Here is a 21,136-nt window from a genome sequence, read left to right on the forward strand (position 1 = left end):
GGAATGCCGGGGGCGGGACTCGAACCCGCATGCCTTGCGGCGGAGGATTTTAAGTCCTCTGTGTCTACCGATTCCACCACCCCGGCGGTCGCGAGGTCGTCAGCTCTCATTCTGGGGTGCGTCAACCCCGCCTTCGAACCCGGGCGACACACTCTATTTCGACGTCGCAGAACTTCGGAAGCGCCGCCGCCTGGACGGCTGCCCGCGCCGGACGGTGGTCGCCGAAGTGGCGCGCATAGACGTCGTTCATCTCGGCGAAGGTGTTCATGTCCGAGAGAAAGACCGTGGTCTTGACCACTCCCTGGAGGGACGAACCGGCCGCTCGCAGGACTTCCGCGAGGTTGCGGAGCGCCCGGTCGGTCTGTTCGGCCACCGAGCCTTTCCCCAGCTCTCCGGTAGCCGGGTCGATCGGGATCTGGCCGGAGCAGAAGACCCAGCCGTCCGCGACGATGGCCTGCGAGTAGGGTCCGATGGCCCCCGGGGCCTTCTCGGTGCTGACCGGAACCAGGCCGTCGGGATGGTCAGGCATCGCCCAAGGCCTCCTCTATCGCGTCGATGAATCCGTCGGTCGTCTCGTCCACCGGTCCGTAACGGAGCCAGCGAAGCACGCCCTCGCGATCTATCAGGAACGTTGCCGGCAGACCGGGTGCGTGGTAGATGCGGTCGCCGCGGAGCTGGGTGTCGTGGAGGATCGTGTAGGTCACCCCGTACTCATCGGTGAACTGAGCGATCTGATCGGCGGCGTCGCTCGTCTCCTGGGAGACGCCGACCACGCGAAAACCTCTTTCCCGATAGCGCTCGTAGATGCTCTGCAGGAAAGGCGTCTCGTGACGACAGGGAGCGCACCAGGTCGCCCACAGGTTCAGGAGAACCACCTCGCCTTCGAGGTCGGAGAGAGCCAGGGTGTCGCCGGCGAGGTTCGCGGCGGCGTAATCCGGCGCCGGCCGGTCGATCGCGAAGGTCCGGTCCTCGGGTACGCACCCGCCTGCGAGCGCGAGCGCTCCGACCGCGACGGTCGTAAGACACGCTCGTGACCTGTTTCTGTTCATGTATCTCCAAGTTTGTCGCCGGTTTCCCGTATCGTCCGGACCGGAATCCTCAGCGGAGTGATTTTGCCTCTACCCTGGCGATGCGCACCGAGTTCGACGGCTCCGTCTCCGTCCAGGCGACGAGCACGCGCCCGGGCGCTTCGAGAGCCGCGCGCGGGAATCCGGCGGCCCTGCCTGCGGCTGTCTTGCCGACGGTGGCGGAGGAGCCGGCGCGGCCGTCCCCGTCAATCGGAAGGGCGACGAGGTCCGCGCCGCCGCCGTCCGTTCGTTCCAACCAGAACGCCAGGAACGAACCGTCGCCCATGCCCACCAGCTCGACCCGACCGATCGGGTCTCCGCGGTCGAGGGCGAGCGGCGCACTGAAACTAGCGCCGGAATCGGTCGAGACGGCCGCCTTGACCTGCGGCCTGCCGTCCGCACCGGTGAACCAGAGCACCGCCAGCCGCTCTCCGCTGACCGCGAGTGCGGGGCCGTTGACCGGACAGCCCTCGAAATGCCAGCCGTCCCGGTGCACCGGCATCGGCTCGCTCCAGCGATCGTCAACCCTCCTTACTATGCGTATGTCTCGGATCTCGTCCGGGCTGCGGTCGCGGTAGACCACCGCCGGACCGTCGGACGTGGCGGCCATGTCGGTCTGACAGCACTCGCAGGTCCTCCCGTCGAGAAGGACTTCCGGTCCCGCCGAGAGCTGTCCGTCGAGGAAAGCGACCTCCCGGTAGCGGATGGTCATCTCGCGTTCCGACTCGGCATCGGCGTCCGGAGCCATTTTGCGACCGTCGAGCCATACGAAGGCGGCTCCGGACCCGGCGTCGCTCGACGCACCGTCTCCTATCCCGATGGAGCTCACGAACCCGTGCTCCACGGGCGAGCCGTCGTCATGGAGGGAGATCGGCTGGGACCAAGTCGCCCCACCGTCCTCCGAGCTCACCAGGCGGACACCGTAGTCGTATCCGCCGGCCGCGCCTCTCTCCAACCAGTGCGTCCAAAGCCTGCCGCGCGCATCCTCCACGACCACCGGGAAGTCGGCCCAGTTGACGAAGTAGTTGTCGGAGCGACCCGCTTCGCGTACCGGACTCCAGGTGCCGTCGGCCGTCGCTCCATCGGCCGGGGCACCCTCGGGGATCCGCTGCGCGAGCAGGAGGCGGTGGTCGTTTCCGTCGGCTTCGAGCCAGCTCATCCAGACCCCGTCCCGACCCGGCGACAGGAAAGGAGCCACGCTTCCGGCTCCCGCCGGCGACGCCAGAACCGTAACCCGTAGCTCTACGGGCCAGCCGGATTCGCAGGCCGGTGTCGCCAGAACGAGGCAGCCGGCGAGAACGGCCCTTCCCCGCCGCTTGCGTGAATGGGGCTTCCTCTCCGGCTCTTTCATCTGAAGCGACCTTGGCGGTAAGGGAATGCGCTCTCGCGGCGTACCGACAGAAAGCTAATCCAGGATCCGTTCCATTGGAACCATGCGCCCCGCTCAGGTTTCCAATGCTGTGACGGCGCTCGCACAGGGCCCCGGGCGGCACCGTTCCGTCACGGTCCCGAAGGTCAGTCGTGCAAGCTGCGACGCTAGCTTCGTCTCACGGGTGCGGGAGTGCACACGAACCGGAGAACACACATGCTGGTATCTCGCAGGAACCGCGGAGTCGGACGCGGAGCGGCTGTCGCCCTCGGATTTCTCACCCTGGCGGCGTTCGCACCGAGCGCAGCGGCGCAGGAGTACTTCGGCCGGAACAAGGTCCAGTTCGACAATTTCGAATTCGAGATCCTGCCGACCGACCACTTCGACGTCTACTTCTACGGCGAGGAGCGGGAGGCGGTTCGGGACGCGTCGCGCATGGCCGAGCGCTGGTACGAGAGGTTCGCCCGGGCCTTCCAGCACGAGTTCGAGGCGAAGAAGCCCCTCATCTTCTATGCCGACCATCCGGATTTCCAGCAGACCAACACGCTGAGCGGATTCATCGGCGAGGGCACGGGCGGCGTGACCGAGTCGCTGAAGAATCGGGTCATCATGCCGCTCGCCGGATCCTACTGGGACACCGATCACGTGCTCGGCCACGAGATCGTGCACGCCTTCCAGTACAACATCGCCCAGTCTCGACGCGGGACCACGGGCATGCGCGGTCTCTCGGCCCTCCCGCTGTGGCTGGTCGAAGGCATGGCCGAGTACCTGTCGGTCGGCAGGGACGACCCGCTCACCGCCATGTGGATCCGGGACGCCATCCGTCGAGACGACCTCCCCACCATCGAGCAGATGACCAAGGAATCGCGCTTCTTCCCCTACCGATTCGGACAAGGGCTCTGGGCCTATATCGGCGGAACGTACGGGGACGACGCGGTGATCCAGGTTTTCAGACGCGCCCTCTCGATAGGTTTCCACAACGCCCTTCCCCAGGTCCTGGGTATCGATGCCGAAGATCTCTCCGAGCAGTGGAAGCAGCGGGTGGCTCTCGAATACATGCCGCTCATGGCCGGCAGGGAAGCGCCGGGAGACCACGGACGCGTCCTTCTGGCTCCCAGCACCGGATCGGGAACCACCAACATCTCCCCCTCCATCTCTCCCGACGGCCGCTACGTCGCTTTCCTTTCCGAGAAGGACCTCTTTTCGGTGGACCTCTACCTCGCCGACGTCGAGACCGGCAGGATCATGCACAAGCTGTCGAGCGCGGCATCGAATCCGCACGTTGACGCGCTTCGCTACATCGACTCGTCCGGGAGCTGGTCGCCCGACTCCAGGCTCTTCGCCTTCGTGGTCACCGCCGCCGGAAGGAACGAACTTTCGATCGTGCGCGCCTCGGACGGTCGCCCTGAAGGGAACTACGCCTTCGACGACCTGGGAGCCATCGCCAACCCCGCGTGGTCGCCGGACGGTTCGCGCATCGCCTTCACGGGAACGAAGGGCGGCATCACCGACCTCTACGTCTACCATCTCGAAGAAGACCGTCTGGTACAACTGACCGACGACAAGTTCGCGGACCTCCAGCCCGCGTGGTCGCCGGACGGTTCGCGCATCGCCTTCGCCAGCGACCGCGGTTCGGAGACCAATTTCGACCGGCTCACCTTCAGTTCGTTCCAATTGAACGAGATCGACGTGAGCACGGGGCGGGTCTCGCATCTTCCCATATTCGGCAACGTAAAGCACATCAACCCGGTGTACGCGGCCGACGGCGCCAGCCTCTTCTTCATATCCGACCAGGACGGTTTCAGCGACATCTACCGCATTCACCTGAGCTCGGGAGAGCTCCAGCGGGTCACCAACACCATGACGGGCGTGAGCGGTCACACCTATCTGGCCCCGGCGATGAGCGTGTCGGCCACCGACCAGATCGCCTACACACTCTTCAACGAGCTCGAATTCCACGTCTACACCGCCCCTGTCACGGGACAGGAGCCGGTCGTGACCGTCGTGGAGCGTCCGCAGGATCAGTTGGGCCGGCGGCTGGTGCCGAGCGAGCCCGACCGCTTCAGCCGGGTCGCCACCTACCTCACCGACGCCGAGACCGGCCTGATTCCCGCCGCGACCTTCGAGGCCGAACCGGAGGCCTACCACTCCGGTCTCTCTCTCGACTACGTGGGCCAGCCGACCTTGGGAGTCGGTACCGACAACTTCGGCAACTACGTCGGCGGCGGCGCGTCGGCGTACTTCAGCGACATGCTCGGCAATCGCGTGCTGGGTGTGGCGGCTCAGGCCCAGGGAAGCTTCAAGGACATCGGCGGACAGGTCTTCTATTCCGACCTCTCCCGACGATGGAACTGGGCGGCCCTGGTCGGCCACCAGCCCATCCTCTATCCCTTCTGGTCTTACGGACAGGAGCAGAACGGCGAGTACTACACCGCCCTCCAGAAATACCGCATCTACGTCTCTCAGGCAGTGGGCCAGATGTCCTACCCCTTCTCGTCTTCGCAGCGGCTGGAGTTTTCGGCCGGACCGGTGCGCTACGACTACAACATCGAAGTCGACAAGTACTACCAGAACGCCTTCGGGCAGGTATACGACTTCAGGCGGATCGAGCTCGACGCTCCCGATCCTCTCACCATGATCAGAGCCTCGGGGGCGTTCGTGGGAGACGACGCCTTCTTCGGCTTCGTCTCACCCATTCGGGGCGGTCGCTACCGGCTTCAGTACGAACAGACGACGGGACAGGTCAACTTCTCGACGGTCATCGGCGACTGGAGACGCTACTTCGCGCCTGACCGCAACCTCACGGTGGGCGTCCGGCTGCTTCACTACGGTCGCTACGGCCTCACTGCGGACGAACAGGCCGAGGACCAGTTCGGTCTGCTCAGACCTCTCTTCCTCGGCTACGAGACCTTCACCAGAGGCTACTCCTACGGGAGCTTCTCCGGCAGCGAATGCTTCGCCGACCAGCCGGGGGTCGGAGATACGGGTGCGTGTCCCGTGTTCGACCGGCTTTGGGGTCAGCAGATCGCGGTGGGCAGCCTCGAGCTGCGTGTGCCGCTCGTCGGAGTGGAGCAGTACGGCATCATCAACTTCCCGTTCGTTCCCACTGAGCTCGTGCTCTTCGCCGACGCGGGAGCCGCGTGGAACCAGGGCTCGACCTGCACCGTCGACGACTGCGACGACCTGGTGCTCGCCTGGGACAGAACGGGGAACCGGCGCGTGCCGGTGCTCTCGACCGGCGTCTCGGCGCGCATGAACGTCCTCGGCTTCATGATCCTGGAGACCTACTTCGCGTATCCGTGGCAGCGGCCCGAGAAGGGCTGGCACTGGGGATTCCAGATGGCCCCGGGTTGGTAGGGGGGTATCTCTCCCTGAGCCGGAGCGACCGGCGCGCAAGTCGTCGCATCCGGGGCGGTTCCCTCCCGGGATCGACAGTCGTTCTCCTTTACTCGGCATTGGCGGTTTCGTCGTTTGGCCCGCCCCAGGTGGCGGCCCAGGCGGTGCCCGAGCCTATCGCCGTGGCGCCATGCGAGGAGGCTTGCGGGATCACCCTGGATCTGGAGATGGAGTACGGCGACGATTCCGGACCGGGAATCCTCGACCTGGTCGGTTGGGTCAAGGGGTATCGAGATGTCTCGGGGCGGACATACATCGTCGGCGAGCCGATCGACAACGTGCTGGTGTTCGATCCGGACGGACAATTCCTTCGGCGAATCGGTAGCAGGGGCTCCGGCCCCGGTGAACTCAAGGGCGGTTCGTCGCTCGTGGTCACGGGCGACGGCGAGTTCTCGGTCCTCGACCGCGGACGCGGAGCGATCCTGAACTTTGACCACACCGGACGCCTTCGCAGCGAGGTCAGGACGGTGGGATGGGTTCCAGAGGGAACGCGTACCTTTGCATGGGATGGACCCCGAGCGATACATGTGGCCGATCTGGGCACAACGCACGGGATCGGATTCCCCCTGCATCTTTTCAACGTCGAGACCGGCGAGCTCGAGCGCTCGTTCGGCTCGATGACGGGCGAACGCGAGTTGGGCGGCAGCCCCGGCCTTCATCCCATAGCCGTCCGCCCAGACCGCCGGATCTGGATGGTCGTGGGGTTCGAGAGGTATGAGATCGCCCTCTGGGACATGAATCGACCGCATCGGTTGCTTCGGCGCGAGGCGAGTTGGTTTCCCGAGCTGACTCGGGACGACCGGACGCACGGTGGAAAGCCACATCCCTTCATCTACGCCCTCGATCTGAACGAATCCGATTCGCTTCTTTGGGTTGCGGCAAGCGTCGCCGACGAGGAGTGGAGGGAGGCCGGCCTGTACGGCAGCGACTCCGACGGCTACTACGACGACATAGTCGAAGTCATCGACCTGCGCACGCCCAGAGTCATCGCTAGCCAGCGCTTCGACCATAGCTACCACCTCGTCGAGGGGGGCCTTCTAGGCAGACTCGCGGTCACCGCGAACGGCTCGGTTCGATACCAGATTTTCAGGGCGCGCCTCGAGGCGGCCGACTCGGAGCGGTGAAAACCTTTTCGCGGAGCCGCTCGATCTTGTTAAACGCCTGGTCCAGGAACACGGAAGGGTTGGACGGAATTGCGAGCGGTCTTCGGGTACATGATCGGTCTTCTGGTGGCATGCCTGGAGAGATTTCCTGCTCCGACGCCGCACCTGGTAGGGAGACGAGGGTCAGAAAGGAAGCTGCGGTAAAAACCGATCTTGAGCCATCTTTCCTCTCCTCAGGAACAACGTGGCTATCCCGTGCGCCGTCTCCGCGACCGTTCAGGTGTTTCCCACCATGTCCAGCCGCGGCTGATATGTCCGAAGTCGAAGCGGTCCGGGTGCAGGAATTCGGCCAGGATCTCGGCTGACTCCACCAGCCGCGGGCCGGGCCGGTTGAAGTACTGGTTTCCGTCGGTGAGGACCACGCGCCCCTCACGCACGGCGGAGAGCCGTCGCCATTCCGGCTGCGCGACGAGGGGCGCCATCTCCCGCGAGGAGCGCTCGATGTCGAAACCGCACGGCATGACCGCGATGACATCGGGATCGGTCTTGACAAGCCGCTCGATGTCGACGTAGCCGGAGTGCTTCCCGGCTTCACCGAGCGGGTCCGTGCCGCCGGCAATTTCCACCAGTTCGGGCACCCAGTTCCCTGCCATCATCAACGGGTCCGTCCACTCGATGCAGGCGACGGTGGGGCGGGATCGGATGGCTCGCGTCCGGGTGTGAAGGTCGTCCAGCCGGCCCCGGAGCCGAGCCGCCAGGGCCTCACCGCGGGCCGGGACCCCGAGCGCGGAGGCGACGGAGCGGATATCCTTCCAGACATCACCGAGAGCCATCGGCTCCAGCGAGACGAGGACCGGGTTCGAGGTGACGAGTTCGCACACGGCGCGTTCGACGTCCTGCAGGCTGGCGGCGCATACCTCGCACTGTGTCTGGGTGACGATGACGGTCGGTGCGAGACGGTTGAGCAGGTCGGGATCGACGCGGTACACCGAGAGTCCATCGCCGACGAGCGACCGGACCTGGTCGTCGATCTCCCGGCTGCTTGCCTGCACCTGCACCTTGGACGAGCAGCAGGAGGGGAGGCGCTCGACGCCGGGCGGGTAGTCGCATTCGTGGGACCGGCCCACGAGTTCGTCCTCGAAGCCGAGAGCGCACACGATCTCGGTTGCGCTGGCGATGAGCGAGACGACGCGGTGCGTCATCGCAATGCTTCCTTTACGTGTGGCTGGCGGCGAAGCCGTACTGCGGGGCGGACGTCGGCCTTGTGAGCGTGACTCGACTGAACAGGACCGGCAGGAAGACCGCCATGCTGACCAGCGTGTTCCGCAGATACGGAATCGCCATCACGTAGCACTCGACCAGGCCGGCGAAGTTGAGCGGATATATCGCGCCGCCGCCGAACGCCCACACGCCGAAGTTGCTGAGCACGAAGAACCCGAGCGACGCCCCGAGTCCTGCGCCGGCGACGCGTTTCCACGACCGCTCGCGCCGGAGGGCGAAGCCGATGAACGCCACGAGGGCGAACGAAAGATAGATCACCGGCTGGTGCGCGTAGAACGCCCAGTCGGAGCGTCCGGTGAGCGCCCAGATACCCAGGTCGCCCAGCAGCCAGGCCGCGAACGGGACCAGGTACGCCATCCGGGCTCGCGCGAAAATGGCGCCGCCGAACAGGCAGATCGGCAGGAACGGCGATAAGTTCCAGGGATAGGTCGTGCTGCCGGGTTCGAGCGCCATTCCGAACTGCGCCAGCACATAAGGAATCAGCCGTGCCGCGACGCTCACGGCGAGCAGTGCGAGGATGACGAAGAGCCGAGGTTTCACGTCGCAACCTTCCGTGTTCATGGTTTGGCGGAAATCGGGCTGCGAGATTTGAACCCGCGCCCAGCCGGAGGAAGTCGATTCAGTCCGAAGCCTCGCAATCGGCCGGACCACCCTCTCTGATAAAGATAAAGAACCGCAGCCCCATGAGGACATCGACTTCCCGATCACGTCGTCCGGGGGATCAGAAGATCGAGACGTCGATGTACTTCTTCGGATTCTCCCTGAAGTCCGCCAGCAGCTCGGTGACGGATACCAGGGTTGCGTTGGCGTTGTCGTAGAGCTCGGGGTCGTTTACCAGCATCCCTAGGGTCCCCTCCCCCGAGTCGATCTTTTCGAGGATCGAGCGGAGCACCGACAACGTACCGTCGATGGAAGCGACGGCCTCGTCGAGAGTGGCGATGGCCGTGTCCGCCTGGGCCAGGACGCTCTCGATCCCCGGCGTTACCGCGCTGCCGATGGCGGCGGCCGAATCGGCGGCGGCCTGAACCGAGGCCGCCATCGCGGCAATCACGGAGCTCGTGGTCTCGAAAGACTCGCCGGTCGCGGTCAGGAAGGTCTCGAATTCGCGAACGCCCGACTGGACCGAGGCCACCGTCCCGGTGTCGAGCATGGCGTTCATGCGATCCAAGAAATCGGTCGCGTTGTCGGCCATGTCCTCGACCGAACCCAGGATGCCTCCGTCGCCCCCTTCCACTACGGGCAGCAGGTCTCCATCCTCATGGGTTCCCGGACCGGGGCCGGGCAGTACGAGGATGGTGCGGCCACCGAAGAGTTCGGGGCTCCCGAGCTCGACCTGTGACCCCACCGGAATCGGCCAGCGACGCTCGACCTCCAGGTTGACGTGCACCAGTCCGTCCTCGCGGAGGTTGAACGAATGCACTCTCCCGACATTCACTCCCCGCATCAGCACCGGATCCCCGCGCCTGACGCCCCCGGCGTCTTCGATCAGGGTGTAGAGGGTGTGGCGCCCGCGGAAGGTGGCGGGTTCGGTCATGGTGAACAGGACCGTCAGAGTGGCGACGGTTCCGAGGATGACGAAGATGCCCACGACGGCCAGGCTGGCCTTTCTGGGAGGTGGAAGATGATCGCTTACCTGCGGGTCGTGATCGGTTCTTCGTCCTGTGGCGTTCGTATTGGTCATGTGACTTCCATGTCGGCGGCCGCTCCGGCGGCAGCCCGGTCGAGGAATGCCCTGATCACCGGATCTTCGGATGACCAGAAGCCGGCGGGCTCGCCGATGTAGCGAGTCACCCCGTCATAAAGGATTGCCACCCGGTCGCAGATTTCGAGGCCGCCGAAAATGTCGTGGGTGACGACCACCGACGTGACCTCGATCCGGTTGGAGAGGTCTGTTATGAGCCTCTCCACGGCGGCGGTGTTGATAGGATCGAGACCGGTGGTCGGTTCGTCCCAGAGCAGGACTCGAGGAGTGCCTATGATGGCTCTGGCGATCCCCACCCTCTTCTTCATCCCGCCGGAGAGCTCCGCAGGCGTGGCCGAGAGCACCTCGCGGGGATCGAGGTTGACCAGGTCGAGGGCTCGCCACACCCTGCGGCCCTGCTCGATCCGGGAGAGGCCGCCGAGCTCGTTCTCGGGAATGCCCATGCACACGTTGTCGAATACGTTCATGGAGTCGAAGAGGGCGGCGTGCTGGAAGACGTATCCCACTTCCTTGCGTACCGCCGCCATGGCGCGGGCGCCGCTGCGGTAGATCGGTTCTCCCTCGAAGAAGACCTCGCCGCGGTCCGGCCTCACCAGTCCGATCGTCGTCTTGAGCAGCACGCTCTTGCCGACGCCCGAGGGTCCGAAGATGGCGAACATCTCGCCCGGTCGCACCTCGAGATCGACCCCGGTGAGCACGGGCTTATCGAAGGCCTTATGGATTTGGCGATACTCGATCAGGTTCAAACGCAATCGCTAGTCGAGGAGTAGCGGAGCGGCCAAGGCGTCGAGCACAAGCACCGTCACCGTCATGAACATGACCGCCTGCGTGGTGGTCCGGCCCACACCCTCGGCTCCGCCTGACGTGCGGAAGCCCATGTGCACCGCGATGAGAGGAATGAACAGTCCGAACGACACCGACTTGATAAGGGAAAAGGCGATATCCCAGGAGTTCCAGAAGACGCGGGCCCCGTATAGGAAGCGATCGAGGCCGAGACCGGAATCGAGATTGGCGCCCAGGTAGCCGGTGGCGCACCCCGAAACCGTCGCGATCCCGACGAGCAGCGGCATGACCAGAATGCCGGCAAGCACGCGCGGGGTGCCGAGGATGGCGAGCGGGTCGCGGCCCATCGCCTCGAAGGCGTCGATCTGCTCGGAGACGACCATGGTGCCGATCTCGGCGGTTATCCGGGCGCCGATGCGTCCCACCAGGACCAGCCCGGTCAGCACGGGCCCCATCTCGAGAACCATGGTCTCGACCACCAGGCTCCCGAGCACATAGTCGGGAACCACCGACGTCATCTGGTAACCGCCCTGCTGGCTGGTGACCACGCCCGCGAGCGCACCGGTGATGAGGACGATACTCACGCTCTGGAATCCCATCACGTGCATCTGCCGGACCACTGCGCTCAGGGCGAACCTTCCCCGTACCACCGCCCGCACGATGTGCCACGTCAGCTCGCCCAGCCCTCCCGCATGCTCGGCCGCGACGACGAACTTGCGCGCGGTCGAGCGTGTCATGCGGCGCGGAAGAGACCTACTTGGGCGAGTGCGGGTTGGCGTTGGCATCAAGGGGGTCGGGTCCGGCGCTCCGGGGTTCGGTCTTCACGGGATTGACGACGCCGAAAGAGCGGAGCGCCTGTCACCCGAGCGAGTCTCGGGGGTATTGTCGAGGTGGATGTCATACACCCTTTCGGTCGGGATTATCCAATGAAGATTCGGCTACCTCGCACAGGTTACCTCGGCGTCCTCGCGGTCGTTTGCGGTGCCTCCCCTCCCCTCCCGGCACCCGTGCTCTCGGCCCAGGAGCCGGAGGTCGATGTTGCGAACCTGGCGGCTCTGCCCGGGGTGGAGCGCGCTCTCATGCTCGTGGACGAACGCGATGTCCGCACCATGAGCGACCTGCTCGAGATCACCGAGATACCCGCTCCGCCCTTCGGCGAGGAATCGAGAGGCCGGCGCTTCGCCGAGATGCTTGCTGACTATGGCGCCGACTCCGTGTGGACCGACGAGGAAGGCAACGTGATCGGCCTGAGGCGGGGTCTCGGCTCCGATGCCGGAGTCCTGGCCGTCACCGGTCACCTCGACACCGTGTTCCCCGAGGGCACCGACGTCACCGTACGCCAGCGCGGCGACACCCTCTTCGCACCGGGCATCGGCGACGACTCCCGGGGGCTGGCCGCTCTCCTCGCCGTTCTGCGCACGCTCGAGGAGGCCGGGGTCGAGACTCGCGACGATCTGCTCTTCGTCGGAACGGTCGGAGAGGAAGGGATCGGAGATCTGCGAGGGGTCAAGCATCTCTTTCGCGAGGGCGGGCCGCGCATCGACGCCTTCATCTCGGTGGACGGAACCGGGCATGCCACCATCACCCATCAGGGGCTGGGTTCCTACCGGTACCGGGTGACCGTGAGAGGACCGGGAGGCCACTCCTGGAGCGCGTTCGGGTTGGCGAACGCCGCCCACGCCCTGGGCAGGATCATCTCGGCCTTCGACCTCGCCTCCGACGCCATCACCCGGAACGGACCGCGCACCAGCTACAACGTGGGAAGAATAGGCGGCGGCACCTCCGTGAACTCGATTCCCTTCGAGGCCTGGATGGAGATCGACATGCGCTCCATCTCTCCCGAACACCTGACCAGGATCGACGACGCCTTCCGCCACACGGTCGAGCGGACCCTCCTGGAGGTGAACGCGGCTCGTCGCGAAGGCCCGGAGCTGAGCGCCGAGATAGAGATGATCGGGAACCGCCCCTCCGGCGAGATTCCGGCCGACCATCCCCTGGTCAGGACGGCCGTCGACGTCTCGGAATACCTGGGCATTGATCCCGTCCTCGGTCGCGGCTCCACCGATTCCAACATCCCTATCTCTCTGGGAATACCCGCCATCACCATCGGCGGCGGCGGCGTGGGCTTCGGGGCTCACTCCCCCGGAGAGTGGTTCATTAACCGGGAAGGGACGCTCGGGATTAAGCGCGCCCTGCTCATCGCTCTGGCGCGGGCGGGGGTGGCCGAGAGCTGACGCGCGGCGACCGACCGGCGTTCGGGGGACCGCCTGCGACGGTCCGGATCGCGGTCGCTCTTGACCCCGACGGGCTCTTGCAGGAAGATTGACGGGTCCGGCCCCGCTTCGTCAGCAGGGCTTCCTCTCGCCCACGCTCCAGCATGAAATCCAAGTTCGCCCGTATCCAGCTCGTTCTCTGGCCCGCCCTTCTCCTCTCCACCGCCCTGCTGCTCGTCGGTCAGGAGCGCGGAGTCACAACGCCCAAAGAGGAGTTCGGCCACGAGATCGGAGCCGACTACACGCTCATCAACTACGAGCAGCTTCACTCGTACTGGGCCAAGCTCGCGAGCGAGTCCGACCGGGTCGTTCTCGACACCATCGGCCTCACCGCGGAGGGACGACCTCACATCCAGGCCGTCATCACATCGCCCGCGAACCACGGCGATATCGACCGTTACAGGGAGATCGCGGCCCGCATGGCCAAGGCCGAGGGAGTCGACGAGGAGGAGGCCTTTGAGCTCGCCGCCGCCGGAAAGGCGATAGTCTGGATCGACGGCGGACTTCACGCCTCCGAGGTGCTCGGAGCCCAGCAGCTCACCGAAATGGTCTACCGGCTCGCCGCCTACGACGATCCCGAGACCCTCCGCATCCTGGACAACGTCATCGTTCTGGCCACCCACGCCAACCCCGACGGTCACGCGCTCTACGCCACCTGGTACATGCGACACGACGATCCTATGGAGCGCACGACCGGCGGCGTCCCGGTTCTCTACCAGAAGTACGCCGGCCACGACAACAACCGCGACTTCTACATGGCGGCGCTCGCGGAAACGCAGAACATGAACCGCTCGATGTACCGCGAGTGGTTCCCGCAGATCGTCTACAACCACCACCAGACCGGACCGTCGGGCACGGTCATGTTCGCCCCGCCCTTCCGGGATCCGCCGAACCACTACCTCGATCCTCTCATCATCACCAGTCTGGATCAGGTGGGCTCGGCCATGCACCATCGTTTCGTGCGCGAAGGCAAGGGCGGCACGACGATGCGTTCCGGCGCCTCGTACTCGACCTGGTGGAACGGCGGATTGCGGACGACTCCGTATTTCAAGAACATGATCGGGCTGCTTACCGAGACCATCGGCCACCCGACCCCGATCGAGATCCCGTTCATCGCTCGCCGACAGATGCCGCACGGAGACTTGCCCCTACCGGTCGAACCCGGACCCTGGCGCTTCCGGCAGTCCGTCGAATACTCGCAGACGGCGAACTGGGCGGTGCTGGACTACGCGGCCCGGAACTCCGACCACCTGCTCTTCAACGGTTGGCGGATGGGGATGAACTCCATCGAGCGCGGCAATCGCGACTCATGGACCACGCTTCCCTTCGAGCTGGCTCCGCCCGACGGCTCCGCCCCGCCCCGGGGGGATCGAACCGCCTGGGAGGAGACCCTCCGCGATCCGGCGGACCGGGACCCGAGAGGCTTCATCATCCCGTCGGATCAGACGGATTTTCCGACGGCCACCAAGTTCGTCAACGCGCTCCTCTACGGCGGCGTGGACGTTCACAGGGCGACCTCCGACTTTACTGCGGAAGGCAAGGTCTATCCCGAGGGCTCTTACGTGGTGATGGGTGCGCAGGCCTTCCGTCCTCACGTGCTCGACATGTTCGAGCCGCAGCAGCATCCCAACGACTTCGCCTATCCCGGGGCGCCGCCCACCGCACCCTACGACAACACCGGTTGGACTCTGGCCTGGCAGATGGGTGTCGAGTTCGACCGTCTGGTCGAGGGGTTCGACGGTCCTTTCGAGCTCATAGAGGACGTCATCGAGTCCCCGCCGGCCGGAACGGTCGCTGGTGCGGAGGACGCCGCCGGTTACTTGACCGCCCATGTCAACGACGGCTTCGCCGCGGTCAATCGGGTGCTCGCCTCCGGCGGTTCCGCGTCCTGGATCACCGAACCGTTGAGCGCAGGCGGTGCGCAGTTCGACGCCGGAGCCTTCTACCTGGAGGCCGACAGAGCCTCGATAGAGGCGCTCGCGGCGGAAAAGGGTCTGGATTTCGTCGGGGTCGCGGCCGCTCCCCCGGCCGAGTCCATGGAGCTGAAGCCTATCAGGGTGGGGCTCTGGGACCGGTACGGAGGCTCGATGCCGTCCGGGTGGACGCGGATGATCATGGAGGATTTCGAGTTCGACTTCAACGTGGTCTTTCCGCCCGAGCTCGATGAAGGCGATCTCTCCGCATACGACGCGCTCGTCTTCGAGGACGGAGCCATGCCGCCGGTGGACGGGGGCATGGGCGGAGCCTTCCGAGGACGGGCCTTGCCCGAAGATATTCCGGAGGAGTATCGAGATCGGTTCGGGCAGGTGACCGCCCGGACCACGATCCCGCGTCTGCTCGATTACGTGCGGGGAGGTGGAACCGTGGTGGCCATCGGCTCGTCGGCATCTTTCGCGATGCACGCCGGACTCCCGGTCTCGAACCACCTTGTGGACGACGACGGTCGGCCGCTGGGGCGGGAGGAGTACTTCACGCCCGGCTCGGTGCTCGACATGAAGATCGAGCACGGATCGCCGCTCACCCACGGTTTCGGTGAGCGGGCCGACGTCCTCTTCAGCCACTCTCCGACCTTTTCGATGAACCCGGGTGCGGAGGCGGCCGGAGTGCGGGCGGTCGGACGGTTCGATTCGGACGCGCCGCTCAAGAGCGGATGGTCATGGGGAGGGCACCACCTCGAAGGCGGAGTCGGTGTGCTCGAGGCGGATTACGGCGAAGGCAAGATATTCATCTTCGGCCCGAAGATCACCTTCCGCAGCCAGTCGCACGGCACCTTCAAGTTCCTCTTTAACGCCTTGCACTACGGAGCTGCGGGAGGATAGGTGGAAGACCGGATCGCCGGCGTGGGCGCGGTAAGAACCTACCTGCCGTACCTGCGCAGTATCTCTCGGAGACGGTCGTGCGGCAGGGCGTGAACCGTCACGTCGTTCGCGCCGGTCATGGTCTCGGCGGCCACGAGCGCGTTTATCACGGCCTCCTCGGTGGCCTCCACCGTCGCACGGAAGATGCCGTCGAGCCGGTTGTTGGGCAGCGCGGTCAGAGTGGCGGTCTCGCCGGCGCGGGCCGCCTCCCGGTTCGCGGTCGTGAAGGCGACGAAGATGTCGCCGGAGCCGCCGGTCGAGACGCTCCCGTTCCGGGCCAGACCGAGAGAGACCCGCCGCGCGACTCGTTTGAGCTGATGGGGCAGCAAGGGGGCGTCGGTGGCGACGACCACGATGATCGAGCCCTCGCGCTCCTCGTCGGCGAGCTCGGGCGCCGGTTCCGGTGAGCCTTCCGGCCTCGGCCGTTCCGGCATGAGGTCGGCGATCTCCCGCCCGACCGGAACTCCCGCCACCCGAAGCAGGTCTCGAGCGCCGTAGTTGCACTGCACCAGCGCGCCGACCGTGAACTCCTCGCCATCGACCGTCACCAGACGGGACGAGGTGCCGATGCCGCCCTTGAAGCGGTGGCAGATCATTCCCGTGCCTCCGCCGACGTTTCCCTCGGAGACCGGGCCTCCCCGCGCGGACTCGAGGGCGGCGATGGCGTCCTCTTCGGTCACGTGCTGGCCGCGGATGTCGTTCAGCGTGCCGTCCCAGGTTTCCGCGACCACGGGAAGAGCGTTGAGCCAGTGTCCGATTCCCGTCTCCCGGGAACGGGCCATGCCGTAGCGGATTACGGCATGGTGGACCGCGCCCACGCTCAGCGTGTTGGTGATAGCGATGGGAGGATCCAGCATGCCTCGGTCCTCCATCCAGGTGGTGCCGGTCATTTCGCCGTCGCCGTTGAGCGAGAACCACGCGGCGAAGACCGGATCAGGGCTGGCGTCGCCACGCGGCCAGATGGCGGTCACCCCCGTGCGCACCGGGCCCTCGCCGATCACGAGCTCCCCTTCCCCGCGGACGATGGTGACGTGGCCCACCGTCACCCCGGCGACGTCGGTGATGGCGTTGTGGGCGCCTGGGCTGCCGTCGAAGGGCACGCCGAGGTCGCGAGCCCTGGGTTTCTCGGCGCTCTGCCGCTGTGAAGGGCTCGTTCGCGACGCCGCACCCAGGCTGTCTGCGGAAGCTCCGGCAAGGAGGCACGCGCTCGCGAACAGGAGGATGGTCGAAGAGACTGACACTATGGAGCTTGCTGGTGGTGGAACGGCCGGGTGGTCTTCCAACATCCGAGGCCGCAGGAACCGGCGGTAACTCAGTAGTCCACCGGACGGAGGAAGGATTCGCCGATGGCGGTGGAAGAGACCACCGCGACGGCGGGAAGCGCCCGCTTCCAATGGGTAGTCCGCAGCCGGCGGGCGGCGATAGCCACTGCCGACGCCGGGAATCCGGCCGCCTCCAGCTCGTGCTCGCGATAGCCGGTCAGGAGGCCGTGAAGAATGGGATCGGCGTCGTGATACGGTACGCCCAGTTCGTCTTCGTCGTCCACGCCGACAACAAGGTCCGCGCTCGCAGGCTTGCTCACCACTGGCTCGGGAATGCGGAGATGACGCGCCAGCTTCCAGACCTGGGTCTTGTAGAGATCGCCCAGCGGGTTGAGCGGCGGCGAGTCGTCGGCGTGCCAGGTGAAGTAACCGAGCAGCCGTTCGCTCTTGTTGCCGGTGCCCAGCGGCAGGGCCTCCAGCTTCGCGGACTGATCGAAGATCGCCACCGCCCTGAACCGAGCCATGACGTTGCCCCGGCGGAGGGGCGAGAGTTCGGGCTCGTGCTCCCGCACGTAGGCGTCGACCGAGCCGGTGATGTCGATGGTCCGCTCCGCGACCCCCAGACTGCTGGTGACGAGACGGGCATGAGAGAGGCTCTCGGGATTCGAGGTCCGGTACGGAAGGCGCAGCGCGTGGACGTTCTCCGGTCCGAGGGCCCGGCAGGCCAGGGCCAGCGTGACCGCCGAATCGACCCCGCCGCTTACCCCAACCACCGCCCGTTCGAAACCACGCCGGCGGAGCAGCTCGTCCCGCAGGAACTCGACCAGGGTTCTCTCCACCAGCGCCAGGTCGAGCTCGAGCTCGCGCTTGAGATTCTCGCGGGTCGGGAAGGCCCGAACGGGTCGCTCACAGCTATCGGCGACCGCCGCCGGGATCTCGGGATCCTCGGTCTCCTCCACGATGGCTCCTCGTCTCTTCCGGCTTCCGCCAGGCGTATCGGCGCGCGCGGCGCTGATAAGAGAACGGCCCAGGTAAGGCAGGGCCCGCACGAAATCGCCCAAGAGCGGCGAATCGGCCCGAGCCCGGTCCAGAGTTTTCCAGTCGAGAGCGACCGGCGTGACGCCGTCCTCCCAGAGCGGCCCGCGCGCCGTTATCGCTCCGTCAGGTCCGCAGACCACCGAACCGCCTGCGAAGAGCTTTCCGCCTTCCGAACCCGTCAACTGGCCTACCGCCACGTAAACGCCATGTTCACGGGCCGCAGCGATAGCGAGCTCGTCCCAGAACCTGAGATTGGCGGGTCTTCCGGCGGATTCGGCCCCGAGTCCGCGTACCGGTGACGCGCTCGGCACCAAGATCGCGCGTGCTCCGCCCACGGCTAGAATTCCGGCGGAGAGCGAGTGCCACATGTCTTCGCAGATCAGGATGCCCATCCGTCCGAAGCGGGTGTCGAAGGCCTCGATCGCGCGCCCGGCCTCGACGAAGCGGGCCTCGTCGAACAGGCCGTAGGTGGGCAGGAAGACCTTGCGGTGGATGTGGATCACCCGCCAACGATCCCCGGCCGCTTCCAGATAGGCCGCCGAGTTGTGAACGCGGTGTCGCCAGAGCTCGAAGAAGCCGACGACGAGATCGGGGGCCTCTGCCGACGGGACGCCCAGCCCGTCCACGAGCTCGGCGGCGGTGAGCGCGGCGTCCTCGACTCCGCCCTCCAGGAAGTATCCGCTTAGCACCGCCTCCGGGAAGAGCGCGATGTCGGTCGTGCCGGCCAGCTCCTCCGCGATCTCCCTCACGGCAGCCAGGTTGGCGCCCACTCGGGCCTTTTCGGGTCTGTACTGGACCATGGCCAGCCGGACGCTCGCCGAGACGGCCGCCAAGGCCTGAACGGGGTCTTCGCGCACCGTGGCCGCAATGCCCGTCGAGGTCGGCCTCACAACGCTTCCCTCCGCCTGGAGCCCGTGCTCGCGACGGCCCGCTCGTCGTCGGCCTCCAGCCCCCACGCCCGCCAGCCGTCCACGCGCCCCCGCGCAAACAGTTCAATTTTCCGAAGCGCCGGAAACATCCTGTCGATGCGGTCTCGGACCTCGTCCGGCTTGCGCGAGTGTTCCCGCCTGGGACTCCGGACCATCTGGCGAACGTTTCGCGCACCGCGCGGCAGGGGAATTCTGCCGCGCTTGAAGACGAGACAGAGCTCGCACTGGCTCATGGTGTAGAAACCGGGGTTGACCCGGCCCTTGTCCCATACGAAACCGACGGTCGCCCACCGGAACCCCCACGCTTTCCCGAGGTCGATTCCCTGGTCGAGATGGGGGTTGGTCACCCACATGAACAAGAGGCTGTCCGGGGCCGCGATCCGGTGAACGGAAAGGCCCTTGAGATCGTCGAGGGTCACCGTGGGATAGTGGCGGATCGCTCCACCGCTGTCACCGTTCCCGCCCCCGGCGTGTTGGAGCTGGCCCTTATAGTCCCATGGTGGATCGGCGTAGAGGATGTCGAACCGGCTCGTCGGCAGCGGCGGGAAGCCGATCATGCCACCCTGTCGTCCCGAGGAGCCTCGGTTGGATCCCGCTAGTCGTTTCCCTCGGGCGGGGCGGCCTGCAAGGTGATCCGTCCTGTGCGCACGTCCCAGACGAACTCGGTGTCTTCCTGGTAGATGAAGCTGTCCGAGACGCGCGTCGGCGGCGAGTTCTGGCCTCGGGCCGGGTCCATGCGGTCGGAGGAGGAGCTGTAGACGACGAAGGTCCACCTCCCGATCATCCCGGTTCGCCGGAAGCACTCGGTCACCCTGCGGCCGATGCCGACCTCGCCGATGCGGAGCCTCTGCCTACTTTCGTGTCGGATCCACACGTTGCCGATGGGTCCGCCGCCGTCCTCGTTGTTGACGGTGAAGCAGGCGCGGGGAGCATTGGGGTCCTCGGGGGCGGACGCGCACGCCGTCAGGACCGCGAGAGCGGCGAGGGGAGCCAGGAGACGGGAGGGTGTGATCTGAACGTTCATGTCTGTACCGCAGCCTTTAAGGGCGGGAGGCCAATGGCGGGAGGCCGATCTACGGGTGGTTGACATTCCCTTACCCTGCGCATCGGTCTCGGTTCACGGGTTTGGATATAGCGGCGTTCCGTCGCTTCAATGAGGCCGAGGCGGACCCGCCCCGGTAGGGTTCCTGGCCAAATTCGGTCCTGCGCTGGCCACCGTCGGCTTCAAAGAGGCCGGGGCGGACCCGCCCCGGTAGGGGGAGCGACACGTCGGTAAATACGGACCTTCGCTCCAGGTGCTTCAAAGAGGCGGGGGCGGACCCGCCCCGGTAGGACGCGGCCGGCGCAGGCGAGAGGATCGGCATTAACCTGCTTCAAAGAGGCGGGGGCGGACCCGCCCCGGTAGGACCCGAGGGAGAGGCGACCGAATCCGAGGAAGACGAGGCTTCAAAGAGGCGGGGGCGGACCCGCCCCGGTAGGCTCCTACCGATTGGGACGGGGTAAAGGCCGACATTTGCCGCGCTTCAAAGAGGCCGGGGCGGACCCGCCCCGGTAGGCTAAACGCCGGAAGGCCGAGCCGGCCGAGTCCGTCCCGCTTCAAAGAGGCCGGGGCGGACCCGCCCCGGTAGGAGTACCGGGCTGGGTCGGGACGCCCCCGCTGCAAAAAGCTTCAAAGAGGCCGGGGCGGACCCGCCCCGGTAGGCCCCAAGCAGCTTTAGATCGGCGTGCCAGTCGATGCCGCTTCAAAGAGGCCGGGGCGGACCCGCCCCGGTAGGCTGCCTGCGGGACGTGTCGCGTTGCTGTCTGGACCTGGCTTCAAAGAGGCCGGGGCGGACCCGCCCCGGTAGGTGTACGCCTGATGCCCCCGGTTATGGAGATTTTCCGGCTTCAAAGAGGCCGGGGCGGACCCGCCCCGGTAGGTCGAACCAGCCGTACGACCGCTGATCGACCCATTCGCGCTTCAAAGAGGCCGGGGCGGACCCGCCCCGGTAGGCCGTTCGCTCACATGTGGGGCATCCTGTGCGGCGAAGCTTCAAAGAGGCCGGGGCGGACCCGCCCCGGTAGGGAGGCTACAC

The 21,136-nt window shown here is 66.2% G+C and carries 16 protein-coding genes, 1 tRNA gene and 1 CRISPR repeat array; of the genes, 4 read left to right on the top strand and 13 right to left on the bottom strand.

Translation table 11 applies throughout. From position 1 onward, the window contains the following. Nucleotides 1-4: 4 nt before the first annotated feature. The 4 genes from J4G12_08400 to J4G12_08415 all read right to left on the bottom strand — a co-directional run bounded on the left by J4G12_08400 (nt 5) and on the right by J4G12_08415 (nt 2,418). Nucleotides 5-86: transfer RNA gene (locus tag J4G12_08400), tRNA-Leu, on the bottom strand. A gap of 35 nt (nt 87-121) precedes the next feature. Next, nucleotides 122-529, bottom strand: a complete 408-nt coding sequence (locus tag J4G12_08405) for a RidA family protein (protein MCE2455816.1) — start codon at nt 527-529, stop codon at nt 122-124. Then, on the bottom strand, nt 522-1,049 hold the full coding sequence (locus J4G12_08410) for a TlpA family protein disulfide reductase (GenBank protein MCE2455817.1): 528 nt from the start codon (nt 1,047-1,049) through the stop codon (nt 522-524). The genes J4G12_08405 and J4G12_08410 overlap by 8 nt, the downstream gene beginning before the upstream one ends. Before the next feature lie 49 nt (nt 1,050-1,098). Continuing rightward, nucleotides 1,099-2,418, bottom strand: coding sequence for an exo-alpha-sialidase (locus J4G12_08415; GenBank protein ID MCE2455818.1), 1,320 nt, complete (start codon nt 2,416-2,418; stop codon nt 1,099-1,101). Nucleotides 2,419-2,652: 234 nt separating this feature from the next. On the opposite strand from J4G12_08415, the gene J4G12_08420 reads away from it, so the two are divergent. Next, nucleotides 2,653-5,793, top strand: coding sequence for a PD40 domain-containing protein (locus J4G12_08420; protein MCE2455819.1), 3,141 nt, complete (start codon nt 2,653-2,655; stop codon nt 5,791-5,793). A 161-nt stretch (nt 5,794-5,954) separates the two neighbouring features. Then, entirely contained in the window at nt 5,955-6,956 is a 1,002-nt protein-coding gene (locus J4G12_08425) for a 6-bladed beta-propeller (GenBank protein ID MCE2455820.1), read from the top strand. A gap of 227 nt (nt 6,957-7,183) precedes the next feature. Here the strand turns inward: J4G12_08425 and J4G12_08430 are convergent, their stop codons facing one another. The 5 genes from J4G12_08430 to J4G12_08450 all read right to left on the bottom strand — a co-directional run bounded on the left by J4G12_08430 (nt 7,184) and on the right by J4G12_08450 (nt 11,438). Then, nucleotides 7,184-8,137: a cobalamin-binding protein gene (locus J4G12_08430; GenBank protein ID MCE2455821.1), complete on the bottom strand. Its 954-nt coding sequence runs from the start codon at nt 8,135-8,137 to the stop codon at nt 7,184-7,186. A gap of 13 nt (nt 8,138-8,150) precedes the next feature. After that, nucleotides 8,151-8,756: a hypothetical protein gene (locus tag J4G12_08435; protein MCE2455822.1), complete on the bottom strand. Its 606-nt coding sequence runs from the start codon at nt 8,754-8,756 to the stop codon at nt 8,151-8,153. A 181-nt stretch (nt 8,757-8,937) separates the two neighbouring features. Beyond that, nucleotides 8,938-9,897 (bottom strand): MCE family protein, encoded by a 960-nt coding sequence (locus J4G12_08440; protein MCE2455823.1) that lies wholly within the window; start codon nt 9,895-9,897, stop codon nt 8,938-8,940. Continuing rightward, nucleotides 9,894-10,616 carry an ATP-binding cassette domain-containing protein gene (locus J4G12_08445; protein ID MCE2455824.1) on the bottom strand — a complete coding sequence of 241 codons (723 nt, stop codon included), beginning with the start codon at nt 10,614-10,616 and terminating at the stop codon, nt 9,894-9,896. Before J4G12_08445 ends, J4G12_08440 begins: the two co-directional genes overlap by 4 nt. Before the next feature lie 57 nt (nt 10,617-10,673). Beyond that, nucleotides 10,674-11,438, bottom strand: coding sequence for an ABC transporter permease (locus J4G12_08450; GenBank protein ID MCE2455825.1), 765 nt, complete (start codon nt 11,436-11,438; stop codon nt 10,674-10,676). Nucleotides 11,439-11,627: 189 nt separating this feature from the next. Between J4G12_08450 and J4G12_08455 the strand changes: the two genes are divergently transcribed. Both J4G12_08455 and J4G12_08460 read left to right on the top strand, forming a co-directional pair. Then, nucleotides 11,628-12,935 carry a M20/M25/M40 family metallo-hydrolase gene (locus tag J4G12_08455; GenBank protein ID MCE2455826.1) on the top strand — a complete coding sequence of 436 codons (1,308 nt, stop codon included), beginning with the start codon at nt 11,628-11,630 and terminating at the stop codon, nt 12,933-12,935. Nucleotides 12,936-13,078: 143 nt separating this feature from the next. Next, entirely contained in the window at nt 13,079-15,793 is a 2,715-nt protein-coding gene (locus tag J4G12_08460) for a peptidase (protein MCE2455827.1), read from the top strand. Nucleotides 15,794-15,831: 38 nt separating this feature from the next. Here J4G12_08460 and J4G12_08465 read toward each other — a convergent pair whose 3' ends face one another. The 4 genes from J4G12_08465 to J4G12_08480 form a co-directional block, all read right to left on the bottom strand. Next, complete coding sequence (locus tag J4G12_08465; GenBank protein MCE2455828.1) at nt 15,832-17,118, bottom strand: P1 family peptidase; 1,287 nt, start codon at nt 17,116-17,118, stop codon at nt 15,832-15,834. Nucleotides 17,119-17,144: 26 nt separating this feature from the next. Beyond that, entirely contained in the window at nt 17,145-18,932 is a 1,788-nt protein-coding gene (gene nadE / locus J4G12_08470; GenBank protein MCE2455829.1) for an NAD(+) synthase, read from the bottom strand. Nucleotides 18,933-19,018: 86 nt separating this feature from the next. Further along, nucleotides 19,019-19,618, bottom strand: coding sequence for a transcriptional regulator (locus J4G12_08475; protein MCE2455830.1), 600 nt, complete (start codon nt 19,616-19,618; stop codon nt 19,019-19,021). Between the two features lie 38 nt (nt 19,619-19,656). Beyond that, nucleotides 19,657-20,085 (bottom strand): hypothetical protein, encoded by a 429-nt coding sequence (locus J4G12_08480; protein ID MCE2455831.1) that lies wholly within the window; start codon nt 20,083-20,085, stop codon nt 19,657-19,659. A gap of 123 nt (nt 20,086-20,208) precedes the next feature. After that, nucleotides 20,209-21,126: direct repeats of the CRISPR family, unit length 36 nt; unit sequence GCTTCAAAGAGGCCGGGGCGGACCCGCCCCGGTAGG. The last annotated feature ends 10 nt before the right edge of the window (nt 21,127-21,136 follow it).

It is taken from the genome of Gemmatimonadota bacterium (assembly GCA_021295815.1).
Classification (GTDB): domain Bacteria; phylum Gemmatimonadota; class Gemmatimonadetes; order Longimicrobiales; family Gaopeijiaceae; genus JAGWBQ01.

What these genes read in the sequence shown, in the direction of transcription:
- J4G12_08440 (MCE2455823.1), bottom strand. Translation starts at nt 9,897, where the DNA reads ATGACCAATACGAACGCCACAGGACGAAGAACCGATCACGACCCGCAG.
- J4G12_08465 (MCE2455828.1), bottom strand. Translation starts at nt 17,118, where the DNA reads ATGTTGGAAGACCACCCGGCCGTTCCACCACCAGCAAGCTCCATAGTG.
- J4G12_08415 (MCE2455818.1), bottom strand. Translation starts at nt 2,418, where the DNA reads ATGAAAGAGCCGGAGAGGAAGCCCCATTCACGCAAGCGGCGGGGAAGG.
- J4G12_08450 (MCE2455825.1), bottom strand. Translation starts at nt 11,438, where the DNA reads ATGACACGCTCGACCGCGCGCAAGTTCGTCGTCGCGGCCGAGCATGCG.
- J4G12_08420 (MCE2455819.1), top strand. Translation starts at nt 2,653, where the DNA reads ATGCTGGTATCTCGCAGGAACCGCGGAGTCGGACGCGGAGCGGCTGTC.
- nadE (MCE2455829.1), bottom strand. Translation starts at nt 18,932, where the DNA reads ATGGTCCAGTACAGACCCGAAAAGGCCCGAGTGGGCGCCAACCTGGCT.
- J4G12_08405 (MCE2455816.1), bottom strand. Translation starts at nt 529, where the DNA reads ATGCCTGACCATCCCGACGGCCTGGTTCCGGTCAGCACCGAGAAGGCC.
- J4G12_08480 (MCE2455831.1), bottom strand. Translation starts at nt 20,085, where the DNA reads ATGAACGTTCAGATCACACCCTCCCGTCTCCTGGCTCCCCTCGCCGCT.
- J4G12_08455 (MCE2455826.1), top strand. Translation starts at nt 11,628, where the DNA reads ATGAAGATTCGGCTACCTCGCACAGGTTACCTCGGCGTCCTCGCGGTC.
- J4G12_08460 (MCE2455827.1), top strand. Translation starts at nt 13,079, where the DNA reads ATGAAATCCAAGTTCGCCCGTATCCAGCTCGTTCTCTGGCCCGCCCTT.
- J4G12_08475 (MCE2455830.1), bottom strand. Translation starts at nt 19,618, where the DNA reads ATGATCGGCTTCCCGCCGCTGCCGACGAGCCGGTTCGACATCCTCTAC.
- J4G12_08430 (MCE2455821.1), bottom strand. Translation starts at nt 8,137, where the DNA reads ATGACGCACCGCGTCGTCTCGCTCATCGCCAGCGCAACCGAGATCGTG.
- J4G12_08410 (MCE2455817.1), bottom strand. Translation starts at nt 1,049, where the DNA reads ATGAACAGAAACAGGTCACGAGCGTGTCTTACGACCGTCGCGGTCGGA.